Source organism: Pulveribacter suum (genome assembly GCF_003013695.1).
Classification (GTDB): Bacteria; Pseudomonadota; Gammaproteobacteria; order Burkholderiales; family Burkholderiaceae_C; genus Melaminivora; species Melaminivora suum.
Genome location: NZ_CP027792.1, coordinates 997,457 through 1,023,166 on the forward strand (window position 1 = coordinate 997,457; position 25,710 = coordinate 1,023,166).

At 70.2% G+C, this 25,710-nt stretch carries 20 protein-coding genes; 16 read left to right on the forward strand and 4 right to left on the reverse strand.

Translation table 11 applies throughout. The features are described from left to right. Window positions 1-113: 113 nt before the first annotated feature. From C7H73_RS04520 to thiD, 3 genes are all read right to left on the reverse strand, one after another. A complete protein-coding gene (locus tag C7H73_RS04520) occupies window positions 114-1,868 on the reverse strand; it encodes an alkaline phosphatase D family protein (protein WP_106845546.1) in 1,755 nt (584 codons plus the stop codon). A 192-nt stretch (window positions 1,869-2,060) separates the two neighbouring features. Continuing rightward, on the reverse strand, window positions 2,061-3,365 hold the full coding sequence (gene hemL / locus C7H73_RS04525; protein WP_106845547.1) for a glutamate-1-semialdehyde 2,1-aminomutase: 1,305 nt from the start codon (window positions 3,363-3,365) through the stop codon (window positions 2,061-2,063). Then, on the reverse strand, window positions 3,349-4,278 hold the full coding sequence (gene thiD, locus C7H73_RS04530) for a bifunctional hydroxymethylpyrimidine kinase/phosphomethylpyrimidine kinase (RefSeq protein WP_106845548.1): 930 nt from the start codon (window positions 4,276-4,278) through the stop codon (window positions 3,349-3,351). Before thiD ends, hemL begins: the two co-directional genes overlap by 17 nt. A 94-nt stretch (window positions 4,279-4,372) precedes the next feature. On the opposite strand from thiD, the gene C7H73_RS04535 reads away from it, so the two are divergent. The 13 genes from C7H73_RS04535 to C7H73_RS04595 all read left to right on the forward strand — a co-directional run bounded on the left by C7H73_RS04535 (window position 4,373) and on the right by C7H73_RS04595 (window position 20,685). After that, entirely contained in the window at window positions 4,373-4,546 is a 174-nt protein-coding gene (locus C7H73_RS04535; protein WP_106845549.1) for a rubredoxin, read from the forward strand. A gap of 54 nt (window positions 4,547-4,600) precedes the next feature. Next, window positions 4,601-5,005: a response regulator gene (locus C7H73_RS04540; RefSeq protein ID WP_106845550.1), complete on the forward strand. Its 405-nt coding sequence runs from the start codon at window positions 4,601-4,603 to the stop codon at window positions 5,003-5,005. After that, complete coding sequence (locus C7H73_RS04545) at window positions 5,005-5,370, forward strand: response regulator (RefSeq protein WP_106845551.1); 366 nt, start codon at window positions 5,005-5,007, stop codon at window positions 5,368-5,370. The genes C7H73_RS04540 and C7H73_RS04545 overlap by 1 nt, the downstream gene beginning before the upstream one ends. Before the next feature lie 17 nt (window positions 5,371-5,387). Next, entirely contained in the window at window positions 5,388-5,915 is a 528-nt protein-coding gene (locus C7H73_RS04550; protein WP_106845552.1) for a chemotaxis protein CheW, read from the forward strand. 31 nt (window positions 5,916-5,946) lie between these two features. Beyond that, window positions 5,947-8,217, forward strand: a complete 2,271-nt coding sequence (locus C7H73_RS04555; protein WP_106845553.1) for a methyl-accepting chemotaxis protein — start codon at window positions 5,947-5,949, stop codon at window positions 8,215-8,217. Between the two features lie 56 nt (window positions 8,218-8,273). Continuing rightward, window positions 8,274-14,459 carry a hybrid sensor histidine kinase/response regulator gene (locus C7H73_RS04560; RefSeq protein ID WP_106845554.1) on the forward strand — a complete coding sequence of 2,062 codons (6,186 nt, stop codon included), beginning with the start codon at window positions 8,274-8,276 and terminating at the stop codon, window positions 14,457-14,459. A 125-nt stretch (window positions 14,460-14,584) separates the two neighbouring features. Beyond that, entirely contained in the window at window positions 14,585-15,214 is a 630-nt protein-coding gene (locus C7H73_RS04565; protein WP_106845555.1) for a YqgE/AlgH family protein, read from the forward strand. After that, the gene (gene ruvX / locus C7H73_RS04570) at window positions 15,211-15,666 is read left to right on the forward strand and encodes a Holliday junction resolvase RuvX (protein WP_106845556.1); all 456 of its coding nucleotides are present in this window, start codon (window positions 15,211-15,213) and stop codon (window positions 15,664-15,666) included. The genes C7H73_RS04565 and ruvX overlap by 4 nt, the downstream gene beginning before the upstream one ends. Beyond that, window positions 15,653-16,174: a bifunctional pyr operon transcriptional regulator/uracil phosphoribosyltransferase PyrR gene (gene pyrR, locus C7H73_RS04575; protein ID WP_106845557.1), complete on the forward strand. Its 522-nt coding sequence runs from the start codon at window positions 15,653-15,655 to the stop codon at window positions 16,172-16,174. Before ruvX ends, pyrR begins: the two co-directional genes overlap by 14 nt. A 2-nt stretch (window positions 16,175-16,176) precedes the next feature. After that, window positions 16,177-17,139, forward strand: a complete 963-nt coding sequence (locus tag C7H73_RS04580; protein WP_106845558.1) for an aspartate carbamoyltransferase catalytic subunit — start codon at window positions 16,177-16,179, stop codon at window positions 17,137-17,139. A 168-nt stretch (window positions 17,140-17,307) separates the two neighbouring features. Further along, a complete protein-coding gene (locus tag C7H73_RS04585; protein ID WP_106845559.1) occupies window positions 17,308-18,600 on the forward strand; it encodes a dihydroorotase in 1,293 nt (430 codons plus the stop codon). 11 nt (window positions 18,601-18,611) lie between these two features. After that, window positions 18,612-19,349: a lysophospholipid acyltransferase family protein gene (locus tag C7H73_RS04590; RefSeq protein ID WP_106845560.1), complete on the forward strand. Its 738-nt coding sequence runs from the start codon at window positions 18,612-18,614 to the stop codon at window positions 19,347-19,349. A 148-nt stretch (window positions 19,350-19,497) separates the two neighbouring features. Then, window positions 19,498-20,685 (forward strand): Yip1 family protein, encoded by a 1,188-nt coding sequence (locus C7H73_RS04595; RefSeq protein ID WP_106845561.1) that lies wholly within the window; start codon window positions 19,498-19,500, stop codon window positions 20,683-20,685. Between the two features lie 27 nt (window positions 20,686-20,712). On the opposite strand, the gene C7H73_RS04600 is transcribed toward C7H73_RS04595, so the two are convergent. Further along, the gene (locus C7H73_RS04600) at window positions 20,713-21,777 is read right to left on the reverse strand and encodes an ABC transporter ATP-binding protein (RefSeq protein ID WP_106845562.1); all 1,065 of its coding nucleotides are present in this window, start codon (window positions 21,775-21,777) and stop codon (window positions 20,713-20,715) included. Window positions 21,778-21,881: 104 nt separating this feature from the next. Here C7H73_RS04600 and C7H73_RS04605 point away from each other — a divergent pair, with 104 nt between their 5' ends. From C7H73_RS04605 to C7H73_RS04615, 3 genes are all read left to right on the forward strand, one after another. Next, window positions 21,882-23,564, forward strand: a complete 1,683-nt coding sequence (locus C7H73_RS04605; protein ID WP_106845563.1) for an ABC transporter permease — start codon at window positions 21,882-21,884, stop codon at window positions 23,562-23,564. A gap of 16 nt (window positions 23,565-23,580) precedes the next feature. Beyond that, the gene (gene arsC, locus C7H73_RS04610; protein ID WP_106845564.1) at window positions 23,581-23,943 is read left to right on the forward strand and encodes an arsenate reductase (glutaredoxin); all 363 of its coding nucleotides are present in this window, start codon (window positions 23,581-23,583) and stop codon (window positions 23,941-23,943) included. Between the two features lie 268 nt (window positions 23,944-24,211). Further along, window positions 24,212-25,708 (forward strand): Do family serine endopeptidase, encoded by a 1,497-nt coding sequence (locus tag C7H73_RS04615; protein ID WP_106845565.1) that lies wholly within the window; start codon window positions 24,212-24,214, stop codon window positions 25,706-25,708. Window positions 25,709-25,710: the final 2 nt, after the last annotated feature.

Consider the following 25,710-nt stretch of genomic DNA (forward strand, 5'->3'; position numbering starts at 1 on the left):
TGCTATTCAAAGAATAGCTGCTAACGCTTGCTGGGCAGGCGCTGGAGCTCGATATGGTCTCAAACCTCAAAAGGGGCGGCGCACGCGGGCGGCGCACCTTTTTGCGGCTCCGTTCAGCCCTGTACCAGCCGGCCCGGTGCGCCGGCCTTCACGGCCAGCGTGGCCTCGGCGCTGGCCGTGAACTGGCGGCTGGTGATGGTGTTCACGTACACCCATTGCGCCCGGCACTCGGCGGCGGTGGCGGTCACCACCATGTAGCCGCGGCGCGCCGTGTCGCAGTACTTGAGCGGCTCCACCAGTCGCAGCAGGGCGCCAGCCAGCAGGGCCGGGTCCTCGCCGGGCAGGTATTCCTCGAAGCCCGGGGAGCTGACCGAGGAGGTGGCGAACTCCACGCCCACGGGGTTGCCGCTCATGTCGCGCAATTCGCTGGCCCAGGCGTTGTGCGTGTCGCCGGCCAGCACCACCAGGTTCTTGTTCAGGGCGCGGGCCATGCCCAGCACCGTCTCGCGCGCGGCTTGGTAGCCGTCCCAGGCGTCCAGGTTGTAGGGGATGGCGGGCTGCGCCAGGATGGCCTGCTCCTCGGGCGTGAGCGTCTGCGGCGCCGACTGCGCCTGGGCGGCGATGGCCGCGTAGCGCGAGACCGTCACGCCGCTGCCGGGTTGCAGCGTCTCCATGAGGATGGGGGCAGGAATGTTCATGCGCCCCATCAGCACCTGCTGGCCCAGCACCTGCCAGGTTGCGCCGGAGGCCTGCATCTGCTGCTGCAGCCACTGCGTCTGCGCGGTGCCCATGAGCTGGCGCGCGGGGTTGCCCACGGCCGCGGTGAAGCCGGCGGCGTCGAAGCCCGTGGGCGTGAAGAAGGCGGCGTAGTCGAGCTGCTCGTCGCGGCCCACCACGCGCGTGTCCAGCATGTGCAGGGCCAGCAGGTCGCCGAAAGCAAAGCTGCGGTAGATGAGGTCCGGCTGGGCGTTGCGGGTAGGCATCCACTCGTGGTAAGCCTGCAGCGCCGCGGCCTTGCGCACGGCGAAGCTGCCCTCAGTGGGGCTCTGGTGGTTCTCGGCGCCATTTGCCCAGGTGTCGTTGGCGATCTCGTGGTCGTCCCACACGGCGATCATGGGGGCGATGGCGTGCAGGGCCTGCAGGTCGCCATCGCTGCGGTACTGGGCATGGCGCGTGCGATAGTCCTGCAGCGTGAGGACCTCGTTCGCGGGCTGCGACAGGCGGCCCAGGGCCGCAGCGTTGCCCGAGGCATAGCCGCCGCGGGCGTACTCGTACACGTAGTCGCCCAGGTGCACGGTGGCGTCCAGATCGCCGCGGCGCGCGGCGTCCGCATACACATTGAAGTAGCCCGCCGGGTAGTTGGCGCAGGAGAACACGGCCAGCTTCACCTGGGCCACGCTGCCCGCGGGCAGGGTGCGCGTGCGGGCGGCGGGCGAGGTGGCTTCGAAGGCCTTGAAGCGATAGTGGTAGGCCGTGGCGGACTTGAGACCGGTAGCATCCACCTTCACGGTGAAGTCGCGTGCGGCGCTGGTACGGGTTTCGCCGCGCGCGACGATGGCGGAGAAGGCCGCGTCGCTGGCCACTTCCCATTGCACGGGGATGTCGCCGGTGAAGTCTGCCGGCGGGGTCACGCGGGTCCAGAGCATCACGCGGTCGGCCAGCGGGTCGCCGCTGGCCACGCCGTGGGCAAACTGCACGGCGGGCGCATCGCCGTCGCCGCCACCGCCGCAGGCAGCCAGAGGCAGGGTCCCAAGCGCGGCCGCGCCCAGCGTGAGCTGGCGCACGAAGCGGCGACGGCCGGTGTCGGTGGGTGGGCTGCCGGCCTGAAACAGGTTGGTGAGGGGTTTGTTGTCGTCGTGGCGCTGCATGGCGTGGGCTGCTGTGGTTGCAAGGCGGCCAAGGCTCGCAGTGCCGCATGACGGCTTGATGAAGCACCGCCGCCGGTGGCGAATGCCGTGGCGCACGCCATGCAGCCCGGCGCGCCACTGAGCACGGGCTGCAGTTTTTTGAGGGTTTTTGGGCTTCAGCGCTTGTCCAGCAAGCGCTGGAAGCTCCTATTTTTATAGCTTCTTGAGCACGTCATGCGCCACGGCCACGGTGTCGGCGATGTCCTGGTCGGTGTGGGCCGCGCTGACGAAGCCGGCCTCGTACAGCGCCGGCGCGATGTACACGCCGCCGTCGAGCAGGCCGTGGAACAGCGCATTGAAGCGCGCGCCGTCGGTCTTGAGCACCTCGGGATAGTTCTGCGGCAGTGCGGGCAACAGGAAGAAGCCGAACATGCCGCCCTCGGTGTCGGCGCAAAACGGCACGCCCGCCGCGTCAGCGGCGCCTGCCAGCCCCTCGACCAGCGAGCGCGTGCGCGCGGCCAGGGCGTCGTAGAAGCCGGGCTTGGCGATCTCGCGCAGCGTGGCCAGGCCGCAGGCCGTGGCCACCGGGTTGCCCGACAGCGTGCCGGCCTGGTAGACGGGGCCGAGCGGCGCCAGCTGCTCCATGACGGCGCGCGGGCCGCCGAAGGCCGCCAGCGGCATGCCGCCGCCAATGACCTTGCCCAGCACCGTGAGGTCGGGCTTGAAACCGGGCAGCGCGCGGGCATAGACGCTTTGCGCGCCGCCCAGGGCCACGCGAAAGCCCGTCATGACCTCGTCCAGTATCAAGAGGGCACCGCTTTGCGTGCACAGCTCGCGCGCGCGCTGCATGAAGGGCACGGAGGCGCGCACGAAGTTCATGTTGCCGGCAATCGGCTCCATGATCACGCAGGCGATGTCCTGGCCGTGCAGCGCGAAGGCCTCATCCAGCTGCGCCACGTCGTTGTATTCGAGCACCAGCGTGTGCTGCACCACCTCGGGCGGCACGCCGGCGCTGGTGGCGTGGCCGAAGGTGGCCAGGCCCGAGCCGGCCTTGACCAGCAGCGAGTCCGCATGGCCGTGGTAGCAGCCGTTGAACTTGATGATCTTCGAGCGTCCGGTGGCGCCGCGCGCCAGGCGGATGGCGCTCATGCCGGCCTCGGTGCCGGAACTGACCAGGCGGATCATCTCCATGGAGGGCACGTGGCGCAGGATCTCTTCGGCCAGCTCCACCTCGCGTTCGGTGGGCGCGCCGAAGGAAAAGCCTTCCAGCGCGGCCTCCTGCACGGCCTGCACCACCACCGGGTGGCCATGGCCCAGGATCATCGGGCCCCAGGAGCCGATGTAGTCGATGAAGCGCTGGCCGTTCGCATCCCACATGTACGCGCCTTGGGCGCGCTCGATGAAGCGCGGCGTGCCGCCCACGGCGCGAAACGCCCGCACGGGCGAGTTGACGCCGCCGGGGATGAGCGCCTTGGCGCGGTCGAAGAGGAGCTGGTTGCGGTCAGTGCTGTGTGTCATGGGGTGGCAAGTCAAAGCCCGCCACGTCTGTCGGGTCGGTGGCGGGGGTGTCGTCGTCTTCGGGGTCGTCCTCGGGCTGGGCCCAGAACATGCGATCGGGCAGCACGTGGCCCATGCCGGGGCGAAAGCCGCATTCCAGGGCGCCGTCCAGGTAGCTCAGGGCCTCGCCCAGTGCCTCGCCCAGGTCGCAGCCGCTGGCCACCAGGGCGGTGAGGGTGGCGCTGAGCGTGTCGCCGGCGCCGGTGAACGTGGCCTCGATGCGCTCGAAGCGCCCGCTGGCCAGCACCGCCTGGGGCGAGGTCAATACGTTGTCGATGTGCTGGTCGGGCAAGGGTACGCCGGTCACCAGCAGGTAGGGCACGCCGTGCTCGGCGGCGGCGATGGCCAGCTCGCGCGGGGTGGGGCTGGCGCTGCCGGCCCACTCGGGCAGCAGCCAGCGCCACAGCACGCTGTGGCTGCCAACCAACACTGAGGTCTGCGGCAGCAGCAGCTCGGCGGTGGCGTCCAGGTACTGGTCGATCAGATCGTCGCGCCACCACGACAGGTCAGGCATGTAGCTGATGACGGGCACGTCGGCGTAGTCGGTGGTGATCTCGGCGATCACGGCCAGGTTCTCCGGGCTGCCGGCGAAGCCAACCTTGATGGCATGCACAGGCATGTCCTCCAGCGCCGCGCGTGCCTGCTCCTCCACAGCGTCGCTGTCGAAAGGGAAATGGTCCAGGATGGCAGCGCTGTCGCGCGCATAGGCGCCGGTCACCACGGCCAAAGGGTGGCCGCCCACGGCGGCGATGGCCATGATGTCGGCCGCCAGTCCGCCCGCACCGCTGGCGTCGCCAGCGTTGAAAGTCATCACGCAGACCGGGCCGGCCGCAGCATCGTCTTCGTCGGGGGTGCTCTGGGGGGAAGGTGTCATGAAAAGGTGCCAGCCTATCCGGTGGCACGAAAGCCGCGTCCTGCGGTGATGACTAGATACAATCGTTGCATTCTATGTGAAGGCCTTTTAAGCTGTGACCGACCTGACTACCTGGATGTGCGCCGTCTGCGGCTGGCTCTATGACGAGGCTGCCGGCGCGCCCGACCACGGTCTGGCCCCCGGTACCCGCTGGCAGGACGTGCCTGCCGACTGGACCTGTCCCGAGTGCGGCGCCGGCAAGGACGCCTTCGAGATGGTCGAGATCTGACATCCCGGCCCGCCCCTTGGCTGTTTACCTCTCCCGTGAGGAGCATTGATTAAATTGGCTACGACGACAACCGCTCCCACGTTCAGGGTATTGGTGGTGGACGACAGCAACACCATCCGGCGCAGCGCCGAAATCTTCCTCAAGCAGGGCGGCCACGAGGTGCTGCTGGCCGACGACGGCTTCGACGCGCTGGCCAAGGTCAACGATTACCAGCCCCAGCTGATCTTCTGCGACATCCTCATGCCCAAGCTGGACGGCTACCAGACCTGCGCCATCATCAAGCGCAACCCGCGCTTTGCCGACACGCCGGTGGTCATGCTCTCGTCCAAGGACGGGGTGTTCGACAAGGCGCGCGGGCGCATGGTGGGCTGCCAGGAATATTTGACGAAGCCTTTCACCAAGGACCAGTTGCTGCAAGTGGTGCAGCAATTTGCCAACGCTCAACAAGGAGTGCAGTAATGCCTATCCGCAAGGTTCTGGTCGTTGACGACTCGAAAACCGAACTGATGTTCCTCACCGACCTGCTGCAAAAGCAGGGCATGCAGGTGCGTACCGCCGAGAACGCCGACGACGCCTTGCGCCGCCTGGCCGAAGAAAAGCCCGACCTGATCCTGATGGACGTGGTCATGCCCGGCCAGAACGGCTTCCAGCTCACGCGCACCATCTCGCGCGACCCGCAGTTCGCCGACGTGCCCATCATCATGTGCACCAGCAAGAACCAGGAAACCGACCGCGTCTGGGGCATGCGCCAGGGCGCGCGCGGCTACATCACCAAGCCGGTCGATGCCGCAGAGCTGCAGGCCAAGATCGATTCCCTCGGCTGACAGCGCGGATCGCACCCATGGCCAAACGTGAAGCGCTCAAGGAGCTCCAGACGCGCCTTGCCGTGCGCCTGCAGGCGGCAAGGTCGGAAGGCGTCTCCGGCTCCTCCTGGCTGGCGGTGCAGTCCGGCGGGCGGCAGCTGCTGCTGCCGCTGTCGCAATCCGGCGAAATCTTTCCCTGGAGCGGCGTGCAGCCCGTGCCTTATACGCAGCCCTGGTTCCTGGGGGTCGCCAACCTGCGCGGCGCCCTGGCGGGCGTGGTGGACCTGGCGGCCCTTCTGGGCGCGTCCGCGGCGCGCAGCGAGCAGGCGCTGGCCGAGTCCAGCGTGCTGGCGCTCAATGCCGGCCTGGAGGTCAATGCCGCGCTGCTGGTGGACCGGCTGGCCGGCCTGCGCGGGTCCGAGGCGTTCACGGCGTCCGAGCCACGCGGCGAGGGCGACGCCCCCTACTTCGGCAGCACCTACATCGATGCGCAGGGCATGCGCTGGCAGGAGATCGACCTGCAGGCCCTGGCGCAGCATCCCGCATTCCTGAGCATCAGCGCCTGAGCGCGTGTCTCCATTCCGTTAAGGCAGAACCATGTCCGTCGTCAACCCATTTGGAAAACTGTTCAATCGCAAGCCGGCGGCGCCGGGGGGTGGCGCGGCAGACCTGTCCGAAGGCAACCCGGACCCGCTGGCCGCGGGCCTGCTGCCCGAAGCCTATGCGGCGGATGCCGTGAACAGCGTCCAGGGTGACCCCGGCGTCCTGAGCCAGTACGGCGAGGGGGAGCTTGTCGATGAGGATCTGGTCAGCCTGCCGCTGCTGGGCCGCGCCGCCGCGGCGGTGCACCAGCGCCGCCTGCTGCTGCTGCTGGCCATCGGCCTGGTGGTGCTGGCCCTGATCGCCGGCTGGGTGCTGCAGCAGGCCAACCGCTCGGCGGCTCAGCTGGCCGCCACGGGCCAGTCGCTGATGCAGTCGCAGCGCCTGGCCAAGTCGGTCACGCAGGCGCTGGTGGGCAACCCGCAGGCTTTCCCTGACGTGGTGGACAGCTCGGGCGTGCTGGCGCGCAACGTGCGCGCCCTGGCCAGCGGCGACGGCGACCTGGGCGTGCAGGCGATCGGCGACCGGTACGGCAGCGAACTGGAGGCCGTCACTCCCCTGGTGGACCGTGCCGAGCGCAACGCCGGCATCGTGCTGGGCCAGCAAAAGATCCTGACGCAGGTCGGCGACGCCCTGCGCACCATCAACCGCCAGTCCTCGGACCTGCTGGAAATTGCCGAGACCGTGTCCTCGCTCAAGCTGCAGCAGGGCGCGCCGGCCACCGAGGTGTCTGCCGCCGGCCAGCTGGTGATGCTGACGCAGCGTATCGGCAAATCGGCCAACGAATTCCAGACCACCGAGGGTGTGAGCCCGGAGGCCGTGTTCCTGCTGGGCAAGGACCTGAACTCGTTCAAGGAAATCGCGCAGGGCATGCTGGACGGCAGCGCCGACCTGCGCCTGGCTGCCACCCGCGACGCGCAGACGCGCGAGCAGCTCGAGGCACTCATCAAGCTGTATGAGCAGACCCGCACGCAGGCCGGCGCCATCCTGGGCAACCTGCAGGGCCTGGTGTCCGCCCGCGAGGCGCAATCCACCATCATTGCCGATAGCGAGCCGCTGCGCCGCCAGCTCGAAGGGCTGCAGGAGCAGCTGTCCACGCAGTCCGGCATGAGCCTGGGCCAGCTGGCCGCGCTGGTGGCCGCCGGCCTGTTCGTGCTGCTGTGCGGCGTGGGCATTTCGCGCGTGCAGCTGCTGGACAGCCGCAACCGCCAGGCTTCGGCCGAATCGCAGCAGCGCGATGCCCGCCGCCAGGAGCAGGAAGCCAAGCGCGTGAACGACGCCAACCAGGCTGCCATTTTGCGTTTGATGAACGAGCTGCAGGCCGTGGCCGAGGGTGACCTGACCCAGGAAGCCACGGTGACCGAAGACATCACCGGCGCCATCGCCGACTCGGTGAACTACACGGTGGAAGAGCTGCGCATGCTGGTGGGCAGCGTGCAGAACACGGCCACCCGCGTGGCCCAGACGACGGCGCAGGTGGACAGCACCTCGACCGAGCTGCTGGCAGCCTCCACCGAGCAGCTGCGCGAGATCCGCGAAACCGGCCGCTCGGTGCTGGACATGGCCGCGCGCATCAACGACGTGTCCACGCAGGCACAGGAGTCGGCCTCGGTGGCGCGCCAGTCGCTGCAGGCCGCCGAGCAGGGCCTGCAGGCGGTGCAAAACACCATCGGCGGCATGAACGCCATCCGCGACCAGATCCAGGACACCTCCAAGCGCATCAAGCGCCTGGGCGAGTCCTCGCAGGAAATTGGTGAAATCACCGAGCTGATCTCCGACATTACCGAGCAGACCAACGTGCTGGCCCTGAACGCCGCCATCCAGGCCGCCTCCGCCGGTGAAGCCGGCCGCGGCTTCTCGGTGGTGGCCGAAGAAGTGCAGCGACTGGCCGAGCGCTCGGCAGATGCCACGCGCCAGATTGCGGCGCTGGTGAAGGCCATTCAGACCGACACCCAGGACGCGGTGGCCGCCATGGAGCGCTCCACCCAGGGTGTGGTCGAAGGGGCCCGTCTGTCCGACAGCGCCGGCACGACGCTGACCGAGATCGACCGCGTGTCGCGCCGCCTGGCCGAGCTGATCGAGCAGATCTCCTCTGCCGCCTCGCGCGAGGCCGAGCTGGCCAACACCGTGGCCGACAACATCCAGCACATCTTTGCCGTGACCGAGCAGACCGGCGAGGGCACGCGCATGACGGCCCAGCAGGTGCGTGAGCTCTCGCAGATGGCCGAGGAACTGCGCCAGTCGGTGTCCCGCTTCAAGATCGCCTGACCGGCGCGCCCCCTATCCTTCAACGAGCCGGCTGCGCGGCAGCCCAGGACGAACGCATGTCATCTACGGACGTCGCAAGCGCAATGGGCCAGGAATGGACCCAGGGCGAGCAGGACCTCGGCCCCCTGGCCTGGGTTCTGGATGAACTCCGCAAATCCCTGGAAGGGTCGGTCAAGGCCATGCGCCGCTTCGTGCGCGATGCCGAGGTGGCCCGGGAATCCGATCTGGCCTCGCTCGATGCCAGCGCCCTGCGCATCGCGCGTCAGCAGCTGCACCAGGCCGGCGGCGCGCTGGAGATGGTCGGCATGGGTCAGCCGGCGCTGATCGTGCGCGCCCTGGAAAATGCCGTCCAGCGTTTTGTGCAGCGCCCCGAGCTGTGCAGCGACGAGGCCGCGGCCGTCATCGAGCGCGCCAGCTTCGCGCTGATCGAATACCTGGAGCATGTGCTGGCGGGCAAATCGGTCTCGCCGGTGGCGCTGTTTCCGCAATACCGCCAGGCGCAGGCCCTGGCTGGCGCCGAGCGCGTGCATCCGGCCGACCTGTGGCCCGTGGAGCGGCGCTTTCGCGAACCCGAGCTGCAGCTGGGCGCCGAGCCGCTGGCTTACGACACCACCTCCCGGGCGCGCCTGGACAGCGCCGTACTGCGCATCGTCAAGAGTGGCGAGCGGCAGGCCGCGGCAGAGCTGCATGCCGTCAGCCTGGGCCTGGCCGCCGCGCAGACCGAGCGCCACGCGCGCTCCTTCTGGAAGATTTGCGCCGGCTTCTTCGAAGCGCTGGCCCAGGGCGTGCTCCAGCCGGACGTCTATGCCAAGCGCGTGGCTTCCCGGGTGCTGTTGCAGTACGCCTCGCTGGCCAAGGGCGAGCCAGCCATCAACGACCGACTGGTGCAGGACCTGTTGTTCTTCTGCGCCCAGGCCGTGCCGCCGCAGGGCGCCGCCATGCCGGCGCTGGCCGCCGTGCGCCAGGCCTTCGGGCTGTCGCAGCACAAGGCTGTGGACTACGAGCAGGCCCGCTTCGGCCTGCATGACCCGGCCCTCCTGGCCCAGGCGCGCAAGCGCATCGCCGCAGCTACCGAGACCTGGTCCGCACTGGCCGGCGGCGATCGCAACAAGCTCAAGCCGGCGGCTGACCAGTTCAGCCTGGTGTGCGATTCGCTGCGCAAGCTCCACCCTGACAGCGAAGACCTGGCCCAGGCGTTGACCCGCGCCGTGGATGCCACCACGCGCACGGGCGAGCCGCCCTCGGCTGCCCTGGCCATGGAGGTGGCCACGGCCGTGCTGTACCTGCAGGCCTCGTTCGAGGAACTGGACACGGCACGCGAGCACATGGATCAGCGCGCCGACTGCCTGGCGCAGCGCCTGGACGGCGTCATCGCTGGCGGCGAGCCCCAGCCGCTGGAGCCGTGGATGGAGGAGCTGTACCGGCGCGTCAGCGACCACCAGACCATGGGCAGCGTGGTGGACGAGCTGCGCGCCTCGCTGGCCGACGTGGAAAACTGCATGGACCAGTTCTTCCGCGACCCCGGCCAGACCACCGTGCTGGGCACGGTACCCGCCAAGCTGCAGCAGATGCGCGGCGTGTTGTCCGTGCTGGGGCTGGACCAGGCCTCGCTGGCAGTGGCCCGCATGCGCGACACCGCCGAGCGCCTGATGACCGGCGCCGTGGCTGAAGCGGACCAGGCACAGACTTTCGAGAAGCTGGGCAGCAGCCTGGGCGCCCTGGGCTTCCTGATCGACATGCTCAGCTACCAGCGCGCCATGGCGCGCAAGCTGTTCGTCTATGACGAGGAGCTGGGCGAGCTGCGCATCCTGATGGGCCGCGCACGCCCTGCTGAAGCGCAGGAGCCGGCGCCCGCCGCGCCTGCATACGACGCACCGTCCACGCCGCAGACCGAGCCGGCCGCCGCAGCGCTGGCGGTGCCCGACGTCGATGCCGCACCCGCCGCCCCGCTGCGGCCCGAGCAGGTCGCCGCGCCTGCGCCTGCGCCGGCACCCGCAGCGTCTGCGCCTGTGCCGGCACCCGCGCCGGTCGCGCCGCCTGCCGCCGCCACCGACGAGGACAGCGACGACGAGCTGCTGGACATCTTCCTGGAAGAAGCACGCGAGGTGGTGGACACCGGCTTTGCCGCCATCGACGCGCTGCACGCCGCTCCCGGCGAGCTGAGCGAGCAGACCACGCTGCGCCGGGCGTTCCACACACTCAAGGGCAGCTCGCGCATGGTGGGCCTGGCCGAGTTCGGCGAGGCTGCCTGGGCCATGGAGCAGGCGCTCAACGCCTGGCTGGCCGAGCAAAAGCCCATGCAGCCGCCGCTCTTGCAGCTGTCGCGGCAGACCCTGGAGGCCTTTGGGCGCTGGGCGAGCGACATCGGCGCAGGCCGCGCGGACGATTGGCAGGCACAGCCCTTCCGCGTGGCCGCCGATGCCATGCGCCTGGACGGCACGCTGGTCGAGCTGGCGCTGTCGCCCCTGCCATCGCCAGACTTGGCCGCGCCCGCCGCCGGGCCGGCACCGCAGGCAGACCCACAGGCGCCTGCTGGCGTGCAGGACGCGGATGAGCCGCAGCGGGCCGCCGATGCGCTGGATACCCCGCAGCTGGCCGAGCCCGCGCTGGCAGGGGCCGGCGCGGCCCTGGACGCCTCGGACGACCTGCCGCTGCTCGACTTCGATCTGTCCGAGCCGGCGCCGTTGGAGCTGCCGGTTTCCACCGGCCAGACCGAGGCCGAGCCACTGCCGGATTTTGCCGACACCTCCCTTGACGCCGATCAGGACGCTGCCCTGGCGCCGCCCGACTTGGCCGAGGCCGAGGAGATCGACTTCGCCTTCTTCGAGCAGGCGCTCGGTGCGGCAGAGGCACCCACGCTGGCACCGGCCGAGCTGCCGCCCGCGCCTGCCACGCCGCGCGAAGACACCTTCTTCCTCGGTGCTGCCGAGCTCGATGCCGAGTTGATGCTGGAGGCTGGCGACGAGGAGCTCCTGCCGGCACAGGATGCCGCCGAAGCGCGGCCGCATGATCCGCAGCCGGAACCGAAGCCGGAACCGCAGGCGGAACTACAGCCGGAGCCGGAGCTGGAGCTGGAGCCGGAGCCGGAAGTGGCCGAGGCCGCTGCCGAGCCCTTCCTCACCGCCGAATTGCCGCAGGAGCCGACGCCGCTGCCCGAGGAAGAAGCGCCGCAGGACGAGGTGCAGCCAGCGCCGCAGGAGCGGCAACCCGCAGAACTGCCGGTGGCTTTGGAGGAGGAGACGCCGGCCCCGGCGGAGGCGTATGCCGCCGGCAGCGACGAGGCGGTCAAGGTCATTGAGCACCTGCGCATCGGCATCCCGCTGTACAACGTCTATCTCAACGAAGCGGACGAATGGTCGCGCCGCCTCGTCACCGCGTTGCAGGAATGGTCGCTGGAGCTGCCTCACCCGCTGCCCGACATGGCCGTGGCGCTGGCCCATTCGCTGGCCGGCAGCTCCGCTACCGTGGGCTTTACGGCGCTGTCCGAGCTCTCGCGCACGCTGGAGCACGCGCTGGAGCACCTGCAGCTGCTGCCCGGCGGCCTGCCCGAGCACGCCCAAGTGGCCAATGCGGCGGCGGAAGACATCCGCCGGCTGCTGCACCAGTTTGCCGCCGGCTTCCTTAAAGAGCCCAATCCGCAGGTGCTCGCGCAGCTGGGCGAGATCCTGGATATCGAGGTCACCAGCGCCCGCGCGCCACTGCAGGCAGCGGACGGTGACCTGGGCCCCTGGACGGATGAGCTGGCGCGGGAGGACATCCCGGCACTGCCGCCCGCCGCGCCCCCGCCCTCGCTGGCGGCCAGCGTAGCGGACGCCCGCCAGGCCGAGCGCGAGCGCGAGATCGACGCCGCCATCGCCCATGCCGTGGCCGCGGCCGTGGATATCGACGACGACATCGACGCCCTGGACATCATCGACCCGGACCTCTTCCCGATCTTCGAGGAAGAGGCCGTGGAGCTGCTGCCGCGCATTGGCGGCGCACTGCGCCAGTGGGCCGCCCGGCCGGACAACCTGGGCGCGCGCAGCGAGCTGCTGCGTGCCCTGCACACGCTCAAGGGCAGTGCGCGGCTGGCCGGCGCCATGCGCCTGGGCGAGATGTCGCACCGGCTGGAAAGCGCCGTCGAGCAGATCGACCTGGAGGGCGTGCAGTCCGTCCACGTCGAGCCGCTGCTGGCCCACCTGGATGCCCTGCAGGCCGACTTCGACGCGCTGCGCACCATCGGCGCTCAGCCGCTGACCGAAGCCGTGGCGGTTGCGCCCGTCGAGGCGGCGCCGGCGCAGGCGACCACCGCAGAGCCGGCAGCCGCAACCGCGGCCGCGCGCCAGCCCCTGGCGCGGCCCATCACGGCGGCCACGCCGGTGCGCATGGGCAGCAACCAGACGATGCGCGTGCGCGCCCAGCTGCTGGACCGCCTGGTCAACCAGGCCGGTGAGGTGATGATCGCCCGCTCGCGCCTGGAAGTGCACATGGGCCAGCTGCGCGGCTCGCTGGGCGACCTGACGGGCAACCTGGAGCGCCTGCGCCAGCAGCTGCGCGACATCGAGGTGCAGGCCGAAACGCAGATGCAGTCGCGCCTGGCCTTGTCCAAGGACATGGCGGTCGGCTTCGATCCGCTGGAGTTCGACCGCTTCACCCGCGTGCAGGAACTCACGCGCATGATGGCCGAGTCGGTCAACGACGTGGCCACCGTGCAGCGCAACATGCAGCGCGCCATGGAAGGCGCCGAGGACGACCTGATCGCGCAGGGCCGCCAGGCACGCGAGCTGCAGCGCGACCTGCTGCGCACCCGCATGGTGGAGTTCGACAGCATCTCCGAGCGCCTGTACGCCGTGGTGCGCCAGGCCTCCAAGGAGACGGGCAAGCAGATCAAGCTGGACATCGCCGGCGGCTCCATCGAGATGGACCGCGGCGTGCTGGACCGCATGGCTCCGGCGTTCGAGCATCTGCTGCGCAACTGTGTGGGCCACGGCATCGAGGGCGCCGAGGCGCGCGTTGCGGCCGGCAAGCCGGCAGCAGGCACCATCACCATCGGTCTGGGCCATGAGGGCAACGACGTGTCGGTGGCCTTCCACGACGATGGCGCCGGCCTGGACGTGGAGCGCATCCGCGACAAGGCCGTCTCGCAAGGGCTGATCGAGGCGGGCGCGCAGATCACTCCGGCCGAAGCAGCCAACCTGATCTTCATGCCGGGCTTTTCCACGGCCGCCGAGGTCACGGGCCTGTCCGGCCGGGGCATCGGCATGGACGTGCTGCGCTCGGAGGTGAGCGCGCTGGGCGGCCGCATCGAGACCGAGACCGAGCGCGGGCGCGGCACCACCTTCCGCATGGTGCTGCCCCTGACGACGGCCGTGACGCAGGTGGTCATGCTGCGCACCGGGCACCTGACCTTCGGCGTGCCCGCCAACCTGGTGGAGATCGTGCGCCGCAGCAGCGGCGCCGAGGTCGATGCCGCCTACGCCAGCCAGACCTTTGAGCACGGTGGCGAGCAGCTGGCCTTCTACTGGGGCGGCGCGTTGCTGCAATCCACACGCGCCAGCGCCGAGACCGCCGGCCGCAGCCGGCCGGTGGTGGTGCTGCGCAGCGCCTCGCAGCGCATCGCCATGCACGTGGATGAAGTGCTGGGCAACCAGGAAGTCGTGGTCAAGAACCTGGGGCCGCAGCTGTCGCGCCTGCCGGGCCTGGCGGGCATGTCGGTGCTGGCCTCCGGTGCCGTAGTGCTCATCTACAACCCGGTGGCCCTGGCCACGGTATACGGCGAGCAGCTGCGCGCAGCAAGCGAGCAGGCACTGCAGCCGCACGACGGCGGCGCGGCCGTGCCCCAGGCGCCCCTGATGGCAGCGGCGCCCCAGGTGCCGCTGGTGCTGGTGGTGGACGACTCCATCACCGTGCGCCGCGTCACCCAGCGCCTGCTGGCCCGCGAGGGCTACCGCGTGGCGTTGGCAGCGGACGGCCTGCAGGCCCTGGAGCGGCTGCAGGAAGAGCGCCCGGCCGTCGTGCTGTCGGACATCGAGATGCCGCGCATGGACGGGTTCGATCTGGCGCGCAACATCCGTGCCGACGAGGCGCTGCGCGAGCTGCCCATCATCATGATCACCTCGCGCATCGCCCAAAAGCACCGTGAGCACGCCATGGAGCTGGGCGTGAACCACTACCTGGGCAAGCCGTACTCGGACGAGGAACTGCTGGGCCTGGTGCAGCGCTACGCCCGCGAGGCGGCGCTGGTGGAGCTCGCGGGCGGCTAGAGCGCGCTGCTGCCGCCGGTTCTCGCGAACGGCCCGACAGGCGTGTCCTGCCGGGCCGTTTTCACGTGCGCCGCCGAGGGGCATGGCAGCGGCCCGGCAGCAGGTCAAGGCCGTAAAATCGCCGCATGTCCGCCTCCAGCACGCCCACGATGAACCTGACCCACCACTTCCTCATCGCCATGCCGGGGCTGGGGGAAAGTGAGTCGTTCTTCTCGCGCAGCGTGGTCTATCTGTGCGAACACAGCGAGCGCGGCGCGCTCGGGCTCGTGATCAACAAGCCCATGGGCATCAAGCTGGAAGGCCTGCTGGAGAAGGTGGACCTGACGCTGGGCCGCCAGGATCTGGCCGCGGCCCCGGTCTTTCACGGCGGCCCGCTGCAGACCGAGCGCGGCTTCGTGCTGCACGATGCTATGCAGACCGAGCAGGCAGTGCAGGCGGTGCCCGACGACGGCGACCAGTCGCCCTACGCCTCCACGATGTCGATCGCCGGCGGCTACCTGCAGATGACCACCTCTAAGGACGTGCTGGAAGCCCTGTCGCACGGCGTAGGCCCGCGGCGCGTGCTGGTCACGCTGGGCTATGCCTCCTGGGGTGAAGGGCAGCTTGAATCCGAGCTGGCCGAAAACAGCTGGCTGACGGTGGAGGCCGACCCCCAGGTCATCTTCGACGCGCCCGTGCCCGAGCGCTACGACCGCGCCCTGGCCCTGCTGGGCCTGCAGTCCTGGATGCTCTCGCCCGAGGCGGGGCACGCATGAGCGGCGCGCCCGCTGCCGCCGTCGCCACCCCTGCCGCTGACGCGGTCCCGCCGCACTTCCAGACCTTCCTGGCCTTTGACTTTGGCGCCAAGCGCACGGGCGTGGCCGTGGGCACGCGCATGCTGGGCACCGCCTCGCCCCAGGCGACCATCCGCGCCGAGGGCGCGGACGCCCGCTTTGCCCAGGTGGCCGAGCGCATCCGCGAGTGGCAGCCCGACGCGCTGGTGGTGGGCATTCCCGTGCACCCCGACGGCACGGCCCATGAGAACACCGAGCGCGCCCTGAAGTTCTCGCGCCAGCTGCGCGGCCGCTTCGGCCTGCCCGTGTATGGCGTGGACGAGCGCTACAGCACCACCGCCGCGCTGGAGGACGGCGCGCGCGACGCCGATGCGGGTGCGGCCTGCATCATCCTGGAACAGTTTCTGAGGAGCCTCCCCCATGACCCATCCTGACGCCAACCGGCCCGGCCACCTGCTGCTGGACGCCGAGGCGCTGTACGCGGAGCTCGCGCGCGGCGTGCGCGCGCTGCTGGCGCCGGGCACCCGGCTGGCCGGCATCACCTCCGGCGGCGCCTGGCTGGCCGAGCGGCTGCAGCGCGACCTGGGCCTGGCGGATGCGCCTGGCGTGCTGTCCTCGTCGCTGCACCGCGACGACTTCGCCCGCCGGGGCCTGGCCGCCAGCGCGCAGACCCAGCTGCCGTTCGACGTGAACGGCGCCGACATCCTGGTGCTGGACGACGTGCTCTACACCGGCCGCACCGTGCGCGCCGTGCTCAACGAGCTGTTCGACTATGGCCGCCCGGCGCGCGTGCGCCTGGCCGTGCTGGTGGACCGCGGCGGGCGCGAGCTGCCGGTCGCCGCCGAGTTCGCGGCCGCCCGTGTGCTGCTTGCGCCCAGCCAGTCGCTGGCGCTGGCCCGCACCGAAGCCGGCGCCTTCCATTTCGACGTCAAAGAGGCCTGACGGTGCTGTACAAGCGCAACCCCCAACTGAACAAGAACGGCGAGCTGATCCACCTGCTGTCCATCGAAGGGCTGCCGCGCGACACGCTGACCCACATCCTGGACACGGCCGCCAACTTCGTCAGCGTCAACGACCGCGAGGTCAAGAAGGTGCCACTCTTGCGCGGCAAGAGCGTGTTCAACCTGTTCTTCGAGAACAGCACGCGCACCCGCACCACCTTCGAGATCGCCGCCAAGCGCCTGTCGGCCGATGTCTTCAACCTGGACATCGCGCGCTCTTCCACCGCCAAGGGCGAGACGCTGCTGGACACCATCGACAACCTCTCGGCCATGGCCGCCGACCTGTTTGTGGTGCGCCACAGCGAGTCCGGCGCGCCCTACCTGATCGCCCAGCACGTGGCGCCTCACGTGCACGTGGTGAATGCTGGCGACGGGCGCCACTCGCACCCCACGCAGGGGCTGCTGGACATGTACACCATCCGGCACTACAAGCGCGATTTTTCCAACCTCACGGTGGCCATCGTCGGCGACGTGCTGCACTCGCGCGTGGCGCGCTCGGACATCCACGCGCTGACCACGCTGGGCGCGGCCGAGGTGCGCGTGGTGGGCCCGCGCACGCTGGTGCCGTCCGATCTGTCGCACATGGGCGTGCGCGTGTTCCACAACCTGGAAGACGGCATTCGCGGCTGCGACGTGGTCATCACGCTGCGGCTGCAAAACGAGCGCATGAGCGGCGCGCTGCTGCCTTCCAGCCAGGAGTACTCCAAAAGCTTCGGCCTGACGCCCGAGAAGCTGCTCCTGGCCAAGCCCGACGCCATCGTCATGCACCCCGGCCCCATCAACCGCGGCGTGGAGATCGACTCCGCCGTGGTGGACGGGCCGCAGGCGGTGATCCTGCCGCAGGTGACCTTCGGCATCGCCGTGCGCATGGCCGTTATGTCCATCGTCGCGGGGAACGACGCTTGACCCCCCTGAGCCGCTGTGCTGCTTCCCCCCAGGGGGACGCCATCACCGGACCGGCGAAGCCTGGTCCGCGGTGGCTTCTGGCCTGGGGTGGGGAGAACTGAGTGCTACTTATTTGATAGCTGCTTGCGCTTGACCAGCAAGCGTTAGCGGCCTTTTTGCTGATAAACCATGAAAATCCTGATCGAAAACGGCCGCGTCATCGACCCCGCCAGCGGGCTGGACCAGGTGTGCAGCGTGGCGCTGGCGGCCGGGCGCATCATTGCCGTGGACCGGCTGCCCGAGGGCTTTGCGCCGGCGCGGCGCATCGATGCCAGCGGCTGCCTGGTACTGCCCGGCCTGGTGGACTTGGCCGCGCGGCTGCGCGAGCCCGGCTACGAGCACGAGGGCATGCTCGAATCCGAGATGGCCGCGGCCGTGGCCGGCGGCGTGACCAGCCTGGTCTGCCCGCCCGACACCGACCCGGTGCTGGACGAGCCGGGCCTGGTGCAGATGCTGAAGTTCCGCGCCGAAAAGCTGCACCAGGCGCGCCTGTTCCCGCTGGGGGCGCTCACGCGCGGGCTGGCCGGGGAGGTGCTGACCGAGATGGCCGAGCTGACCGAGGCCGGCTGCGTGGGCTTTTCCCAGGCCGAGGTGCAGCTGCCCAGCACCCAGGTGCTGCAGCGCGCGCTGCAGTACGCCGCCACCTTCGGCTACACCGTCTGGCTGCGCCCGCAAGAGCTGCACCTGGGCCGCGGCGTAGCCGCCAGCGGCCCGCTGGCCACGCGCATGGGCCTGTCCGGCGTGCCGGTGGCGGCCGAGACCATTGCGCTGCACACCATCTTCGAGCTGATGAAAACCACCGGCGCGCGCGTGCACCTGTGCCGCCTGTCCAGCAGCGCCGGGGTGGATCTGGTGCGCCAGGCCAAGGCGGCGGGTCTGCCCGTCAGCTGTGACGTGAGCATCAACTCGCTCATGTTCACCGACACCGATATCGGCTACTTCGACAGCCGCGCGCGCCTCACGCCGGTGCTGCGCCAGCAGCGCGACCGCGAGGCGCTGTCCGCCGGCCTGGCCGACGGCACCATCGACGCGCTGGTCTCCGACCACACGCCGGTGGACGACGACGCCAAGGCGCTGCCTTTTGCCGAAGCCGAGGCCGGCGCCACCGGGCTGGAGCTGCTGCTGTCGGTGGCCGTCAAGTGGTCGCAGGACGCTGGCGTGCCCCTGGCGCGCGCGCTGGCTGCCGTCACCGCCGAGCCGGCGCGGGTGCTGGGCGCCTCGCTGGGCACGCTGCAGGCCAGCGTCGGCCGCCTTGCCGAGGGGGGCGTGGGCGACCTGTGCATCGTGGATGCGGGCACCCACTGGACCGTGCAGGCCGCGGCGCTGGCCAGCCAGGGCCGGCACACGCCGTTCTCCGGCTACGAACTGCCTGCGCGCGTGCGCGCCACCCTGGTGGGCGGGCAGGTCGCATTCGAGCGCTGAGCCTGCGCGCGGTGCGCACGCTGCGCGCGCTGTGGCGGCTGGCGCGCATCGCCGCCCACCTGTTGCTGGGCCTGGCCATCGTGGCGCTGCGCTTTCCGCGGCTGCAGGAAGACCAGCGCCAGGCCCGCGTGCAGGCCTGGTCGCTGGCGCTGCTGGGCCACGCCGGCATACGGCTGCAGGTGCGCGGCACGCCGCCCCTGGGCGGGCCGGTGCTGCTGGTGGCCAACCACTCGTCCTGGCTGGACATTCCGATGCTGCACGCGGCGCGCTACTGCCGCTTCGTCTCCAAGGACGACGTGCAGGACTGGCCGCTGGTGGGCACCCTGGCCACCGCCGCGGGCACGCTCTACCTGGCGCGCGAGTCGCGCCGCGGCATGCTGCGCACGCTGGAGCTGATGCGCGCCGCCCTGGCGCAGGGCCAGGTGCTGGCCGTGTTTCCCGAGGGCACGACGGGCGACGGGCGCACGCTGCTGCCCTTTCACGCCAATTTGCTGCAGTCGGCCATCGCCAGCGGCGCGCCGGTGCAGCCCGTGGCCCTGGGCTTTGCCGATGCCGCCAGCGGCGCGCCCAGCTACGCGCCCTGCTGGCCGGGCGACGAGAGCCTGCTGCGCGCCGTCTGGCGCACGCTAGCGGCGCCGGCGCTGGTCGCGCAGGTGCACTTTGGCGCGCCCGAGCCGGCAGCCGGGCGCGAGCGGCGTGCCTGGGCCCGGTCGCTGCAGGCCGGCGTGGAGCGGCTGCGCCAGGCCTGAGGCTCCCGCGCCACGGGCGGTGGTAACTTCCCCGTTACAAGCGCAGGGCCGCCGCAGCGCTGCGCTAACGTTCGCGCTTGCCGCGCCCGGCGCGGCGCATGGCGTCTGACAAGACAAGCTGCACCTGACCCAAGAAGAGGGGACCACCGTGAGACTCATCGAACGCGCAACCGCCATCATCCTCAGGCCCCGCCAGGCCTGGGCGGAGATCGACACCGAACCGGCCAGCACCGGGCAGCTCGTCACGGGCTACCTGATGATCCTGGCGGCCATCCCTGCCGTGTGCGCCTTCATCGGCCTGTCGCTGATCGGCGTGGGCGGCGCGGGCTACCGCTTTCGCCTGCCTTTGGCGGCCGGGCTGGTCAACATGGTGCTGTCCTATGTGCTCAGCATCGTGGGGGTGTACGTGCTGTCGCTGGTCATCAATGCACTGGCGCCCACATTCGGCGGCACGCGCAATCCGCTGCAGGCGCTGAAAGTGGCGGTATATGCCAGCACGGCCGCCATGCTGGGCGGCCTGTTCAGCCTGCTGCCCATGCTGGCCATCCTGGGCCTGGTGGCGGCGCTGTATTCGCTCTACCTGCTGTACCTGGGCCTGCCGGTGCTGATGCGCAGCCCCGCCGCGCGTGCGCTGCCCTACACCGCCGTGGTGGTGCTGGCGGCGCTGGTGATTGGCGCGGTGATGGCGGCGGTGGTCTCCCTGGCCAGTCCGGCCGCGCCCTCGGCCCTGGGCCGCGTGGGCGGTGCGCCTGCCGTGGTCATTGACACCCCGCAGGGCCGGGTGACGGTGGACACCGCCCGTCTGGAAGAGAGGGGCAAGAAGATGCAGGAGGCGGCAGGCACGGCCGCGCAGGCCGGCGGCGCGCCCGCAGCGACTGGTGCGGCCGGCGCCTCGGCAAACCTGGCAGCCTTCAAGGCGGCGCTGCCGGCCAGCGTGGCCGGCCTGCCGCGCACGGCCTTCAACGCGCACGACGGCGCGGCCCTGGGCATCCCTATCAGCCAGGCCGAAGCCGAATACGGCAGCGGCGAGCGCACGGTCACCATCTCCATCGTGGACAGCGGCCCCATGGGCCAGCTGGCGCAGATGGCCGGACTGGTGCAGGGCGAGAGCGAAACGGAAGATTCGGTGGACAAGACCTGGCAGGACAATGGCCGCACCATGCAGCACAGCTATGCCAAGGACGGCAGCCAGGCCGAGCTGCGTGCGATCCTGAAGAACGGCATGCTGGTCAGCGTGGAGGGCACGAACGTGCCCCTTCAGCAGGTGCAGGCTGCCATGGCGCAGATCGATCTGGGCACGCTGGAGCGCCTGCAGCGGCCCGCTGCCAAGCCTTGAGCCTTTTCCGAAAAATCCGGGGCCGGCTCAGGCGCGGGCAAAGGTGACCACATGGTCCACCTGTGGGCGAATGCCGATCCACTCGCCCACGGCGTGGTCATGGTGGCTGGGCACGTGGGCCATCACCGTAAGGCCCCCGGCCAGCTCCAGCGTGTAGAGAAACTCGGCGCCGCGAAACGACTTGCGCAGCACACGCGCCTGTACCGGCGCGGCGTCGTCGTGCACCACGTCGTCGGGGCGCAGCAGCACGTCGCAGCGCGCATCCTCATACGCCGAGGGCAGGGGGCAGCCATCGATGTCCGTCAGGTCGCCCAGCGGCGTGCGTGCCACCACATGGCCGCCCTGGTTGACCAGCTCGGCCGGGGCGAACACGCCGTGGCCGATGAAGCTGGCGACAAAGCGCGTGGCCGGGCGGTGGTACAGGGCATAGGCGTCGTCCCACTGGTGCAGATGGCCGGCTTCCATCACACCGATGCGGTCGCCGATGGCAAAGGCCTCCATCTGGTCATGCGTGACGAACAGCGCCGTGGCGCCTGCCGCCTTCAAAATGCCGCGCACCTCGTGCGCCAGGCGCTCGCGCAGGTCCACGTCCAGGTTGGAAAACGGCTCGTCCAGCAGCATCAGCCGCGGGCGCGGGGCCAGGGCCCGTGCCAGCGCCACGCGCTGCTGCTGCCCGCCTGACAGCTCGTGCGGAAAGCGCGCCTCGCTGCCGGCCAGGCCGACCAGCGCCAGCGCCTCGCGCACGCGCTGGCCCTGCTCAGGCTTGGGCAAATCCTGCACGCCGAAGGCCACGTTGCGCCCCACCGACAGGTGCGGAAACAGGGCGTAGTCCTGGAACACCATGCCGATGCGCCGCTCTTCCGGCGGCACGCTGCGCCCGGGCGCCCCGACCCGCTCGCCCCCTAGGCGGATGCTGCCGCCGGCCACCGGCTCCAGCCCCGCCACGGCGCGCAGCAGCGTGGTCTTGCCGCAGCCCGAGGGGCCGATCAGCACGCCGATCTCGCCGGGCGCCAGGCCCAGCGTCACGCCCTGCACGGCCGGTTGCATGCGTGGGCCGTAGCGCACGTCCAGTTGGGAGACTTCCAGGAACATGGCGGGATTTTAAGTTGCGTAGAATTATTCCCATTTGCATTGCTGGCCGCTGCGCCGGCGCCGGGACGGCATTTTTCTCTCACAGCCTGTTCAGGCTCTTACACATGCTTGATGCCGCGCCCCTGGTGCACCCTTTTCGCGCTCCCCCCTCCTTGCCTCGCTTCCTTGCCGCGCCGCTGCGCTCCGCGTTCCTGATCCTGCTGTCCCTGGCGCTGGTGCTGCCCGTGCTGGCAGTGTTTGCCGCCTGGCTGCCCGGCACGGTGGGCGGTGAGCAGGCCGGCGCCATCGTGCGCGAGATGGCCGCCACGGTGCTGCCCGAGTACCTGTGGACCACCGTCCTCCTGGGGCTGGCCGTGGCACTGGGCGCCGCCGTGGTCGGCACGGCCAGCGCGGCGACCGTCACGCTGTTCGACTTTCCCGGCCGGCGGGCGCTGGAATGGCTGCTGCTGCTGCCCCTGGCCATGCCGGCCTATGTCACGGCCTATGCCTACACCGACTTTTTGCAGTTCAGCGGCCCGCTGCAGGTCTGGCTGCGCGAGACCTTCGGGCTGGAGGGGCGCCTGCTGCCCGAGGTGCGCAGCCTGTGGGGCGCCATCTGGGTCTTCATCTTCTCGCTGTACCCCTACGTCTATCTGCTGGCGCGCACGGCGCTGTCCGAGCGCGCGGCGCACCTGATGGAGGCGGCGCGCCTGCTCGGCGCATCGCCCGCGCGGCGCATCGCCCAGGTGGCGCTGCCGCTGGCGCGCCCCGCCGTAGCCGCCGGCGTAGCGCTGGTGCTGATGGAGACGCTCGCGGACTTCGGCGTGACCAGCTACTTCGGCATCCAGACCTTCACCGTGGGCATCTACAAGGCTTGGCTGGCCATGGACGACCGCCTGGCCGCCGCGCAGCTGGCCACCATCTTGCTGGTGCTGGTGGCGCTGCTGCTGCACCTGGAGCTGCGCGCGCAGCGGCGCATGCGCTTTGCCGCGGGCGGTGTGGGCCGCGCCGGCTCGGCCGAGGCCGAACCCCTGCGGCTGGGCACGGGCGGGCGGGTGTTGGCCTGGGCCGTGTGCCTGGTGCCGGTGTTCATGGGCTTTTTCGCGCCGGTGCTGTTCATGCTGCGCCCGCTGGCGGCCGACTGGTCGGTGCTGCCCTGGGGGCGCTTCGTCGAATGGGCCGGCAACAGCGTGCGGCTGGGCGGCATCACGGCGGCACTGGCGGTGGCGATCAGCTTCGTGCTGGCCTTTGCCGTGCGCCGCAGCCGCGACACCTTCACCCGCGCCGTGGTGCGCCTGGCCAGCCTGGGCTACGCCGTGCCGGGCGCCGTCATCGTGGTGGGGCTGCTGCTGCCCGTGGGCTGGGTGCAGCAGGCGGCGCCCGCTTGGGGCCTGCCGGCACTGGTCACGGCCACGGCGGTGGGCATCGTCTGGGCCTACCTGGTGCGCTTTTGCGCGGTGGCGCTGCAGTCGCTGCAAAGCGGCTACGCGCGCATCCCCATGAGCCTGGACGACTCCTCGCGCATGCTCGGCGTGGGCGGCGTGCAGCTGCTCTCGCGCGTGCACTGGCCGCTGCTCAAGCGCTCGGCGTCGGCCGCAGCGCTGCTGGTGTTTGTGGACGTGATGAAGGAGCTGCCCGCCACGATGGTGCTGCGCCCGTTCAACAGCGACACGCTGGCCGTGGTGGCCTACCAGCTGGCGCGCGACGAGCGCCTGGGCGAGGCGGCGCTGCCCTCGCTGGCGCTGGTGGCCGTGGGTTTGGTGCCGGTCATATTGCTCAGCCGCACGCTGCGCGCGTCCAGACGCTGAACCTAAACTGCCGGGCATGACTCCCTCATCGCCCGACATCACCTTCTATCACAACGCCCGTTGCAGCAATTCGCGCGGCGCACTGGCGCTGCTGCGTGAACGCGGCATCGAGCCGGTCATCGTCGATTACATCGCCCACCCGCTGGATGCGGCGCAGCTCAAGGCGTTGGTGGAACGCCTGGCTGTGCCGGTGCGCGAGCTGCTGCGCAGCAAGGAGGCAGCCTACGCCGAGCTGGACCTGGGCAATGCTGCGCGCAGCGACGACGAGCTGATCGCCGCCGTGGCCGTACACCCCGAACTGCTGAACCGGCCCATCGTCGTCACCCCGCGCGGTGCGCTGCTGTGCCGCCCGCCGGAGCGGGTGCTGGAGATCCTGTAGCGCTGCATGACACGACCCAAACAATTGGGGTCAGATTCCAATTCTTTTGGGTTTTTAATTGGAATCTGACCCCAATTAGGTTTTCAATTAGGTTTCTGAAAAATTTGGATGAAAAAGGCCTCCAGCGCTTACCCCGAAAGCGCTGACAGCTATCAAATATGCAGCGGCTCATGGAGCGATCTGCCCTAAGCTTCGCTTAAGCGCCCCAGCGCACACTGCCTGCCATGGCCGCGACAAGTCCAGCGGTGCAACCCATGAAAGGCAGACCATGAACACCATCCTCTCCACCCCCCGCAGGCTCATCCTGGCCCTGGTGGCCGCCGGGGCGCTGGGCGCCACGGGGGCCGGCCTGGTCACGCAGCGCCAAGCCCATGCGGTGGCCGCACCCGTTGCCGCGACTTCGGCTTCGACCACGGCTGCGGCAACAGTGCCCGGCACCGCCTTGCCCAGCTTCGCCCAGATCACCGCCGAGAACGGCCCGGCCGTGGTCAACATCAGCGTCAGCGGCATGCGCCGCACGGCCATGGCTGAAGGCGATGACGGCGAGGAGGGCGGCGCGCAAGACCCCATGCAGGACTTCTTCCGCCGCTTCGGCATGGCCCCGCAGGGCCCCGGCCGCATGCCGCAGAACGTGCCGGTGCGCGGCCAGGGTTCGGGCTTCATCGTCAGCCCCGATGGCGTGGTGCTAACCAATGCCCACGTGGTCAAGGGCGCCGATGAAGTCACCGTCAAGCTGACTGACCGGCGCGAGTTCCGCGCCAAGGTGCTGGGCGCCGACCCCAAGACCGACGTGGCGGTGCTGAAAATCGACGCGCACAACCTGCCCACCGTGCGCCTGGGCAACACGAAGGCGCTGGCCGTGGGCGAATGGGTGCTGGCCATCGGCTCGCCCTTCGGGTTCGAGAACAGCGTGACGGCCGGCGTGGTCAGCGCCAAGGGCCGGGCGCTGCCCGATGACAGCGCCGTGCCCTTCATCCAGACCGACGTGGCGGTGAACCCCGGCAACTCCGGCGGGCCGCTGTTCAACGCGCGCGGCGAGGTGGTGGGCATCAACTCGCAGATCTATAGCCGCTCGGGCGGCTACCAGGGCGTGTCGTTCGCCATCCCCATCGAGGTGGCCGAGCGCGTGAGCCAGCAGATCCAGAAGACCGGCAAAGTCAGCCACGCGCGCCTGGGCGTGACGGTGCAGGAGGTGAACCAGACCCTGGCCGATTCCTTCGGCCTAGACAAGCCGCAGGGCGCGCTGGTGGCCGACGTGCAAAAGGGCGGCCCGGCCGACCAGGCGGGCCTGCAGTCGGGCGACGTGATCCGCAGCGTGGATGGTCAGCCCATCGTCGGCTCGGGCGACCTGCCGGCTTTCATCAGCCAGGCCACCCCCGGCGCCAAGGTGCAGCTGGAGGTCTGGCGCAAGGGCGCCAGCGAGACCCTCAGCGCCACGCTGGGCGACGCGGCCGACAAAAAGGCCGTGGCCGATGCCGGTGCCACCGAGGGCACATCCCAGGGCCGTCTGGGCCTGGCGCTGCGGCCCCTGGAGAAGGGCGAACAGCGCGAGGCCGGCGTGGAAGGCGGCCTGCTGATCGAGCAGGCCAGCGGCGCCGCCGCCCGCGCCGGTGTGCAGGAGGGTGACGTGCTGCTGGCCATCAACGGCACGCCGGCACGCGACATCGGCCAGGTGCGCGGCGTGGTGGCCAAAGCCGGCAAGTCGGTGGCGCTGCTGGTGCTGCGCGATGGCAACCGCATCTTCGTGCCGGTGCGACTGGGTTGAGG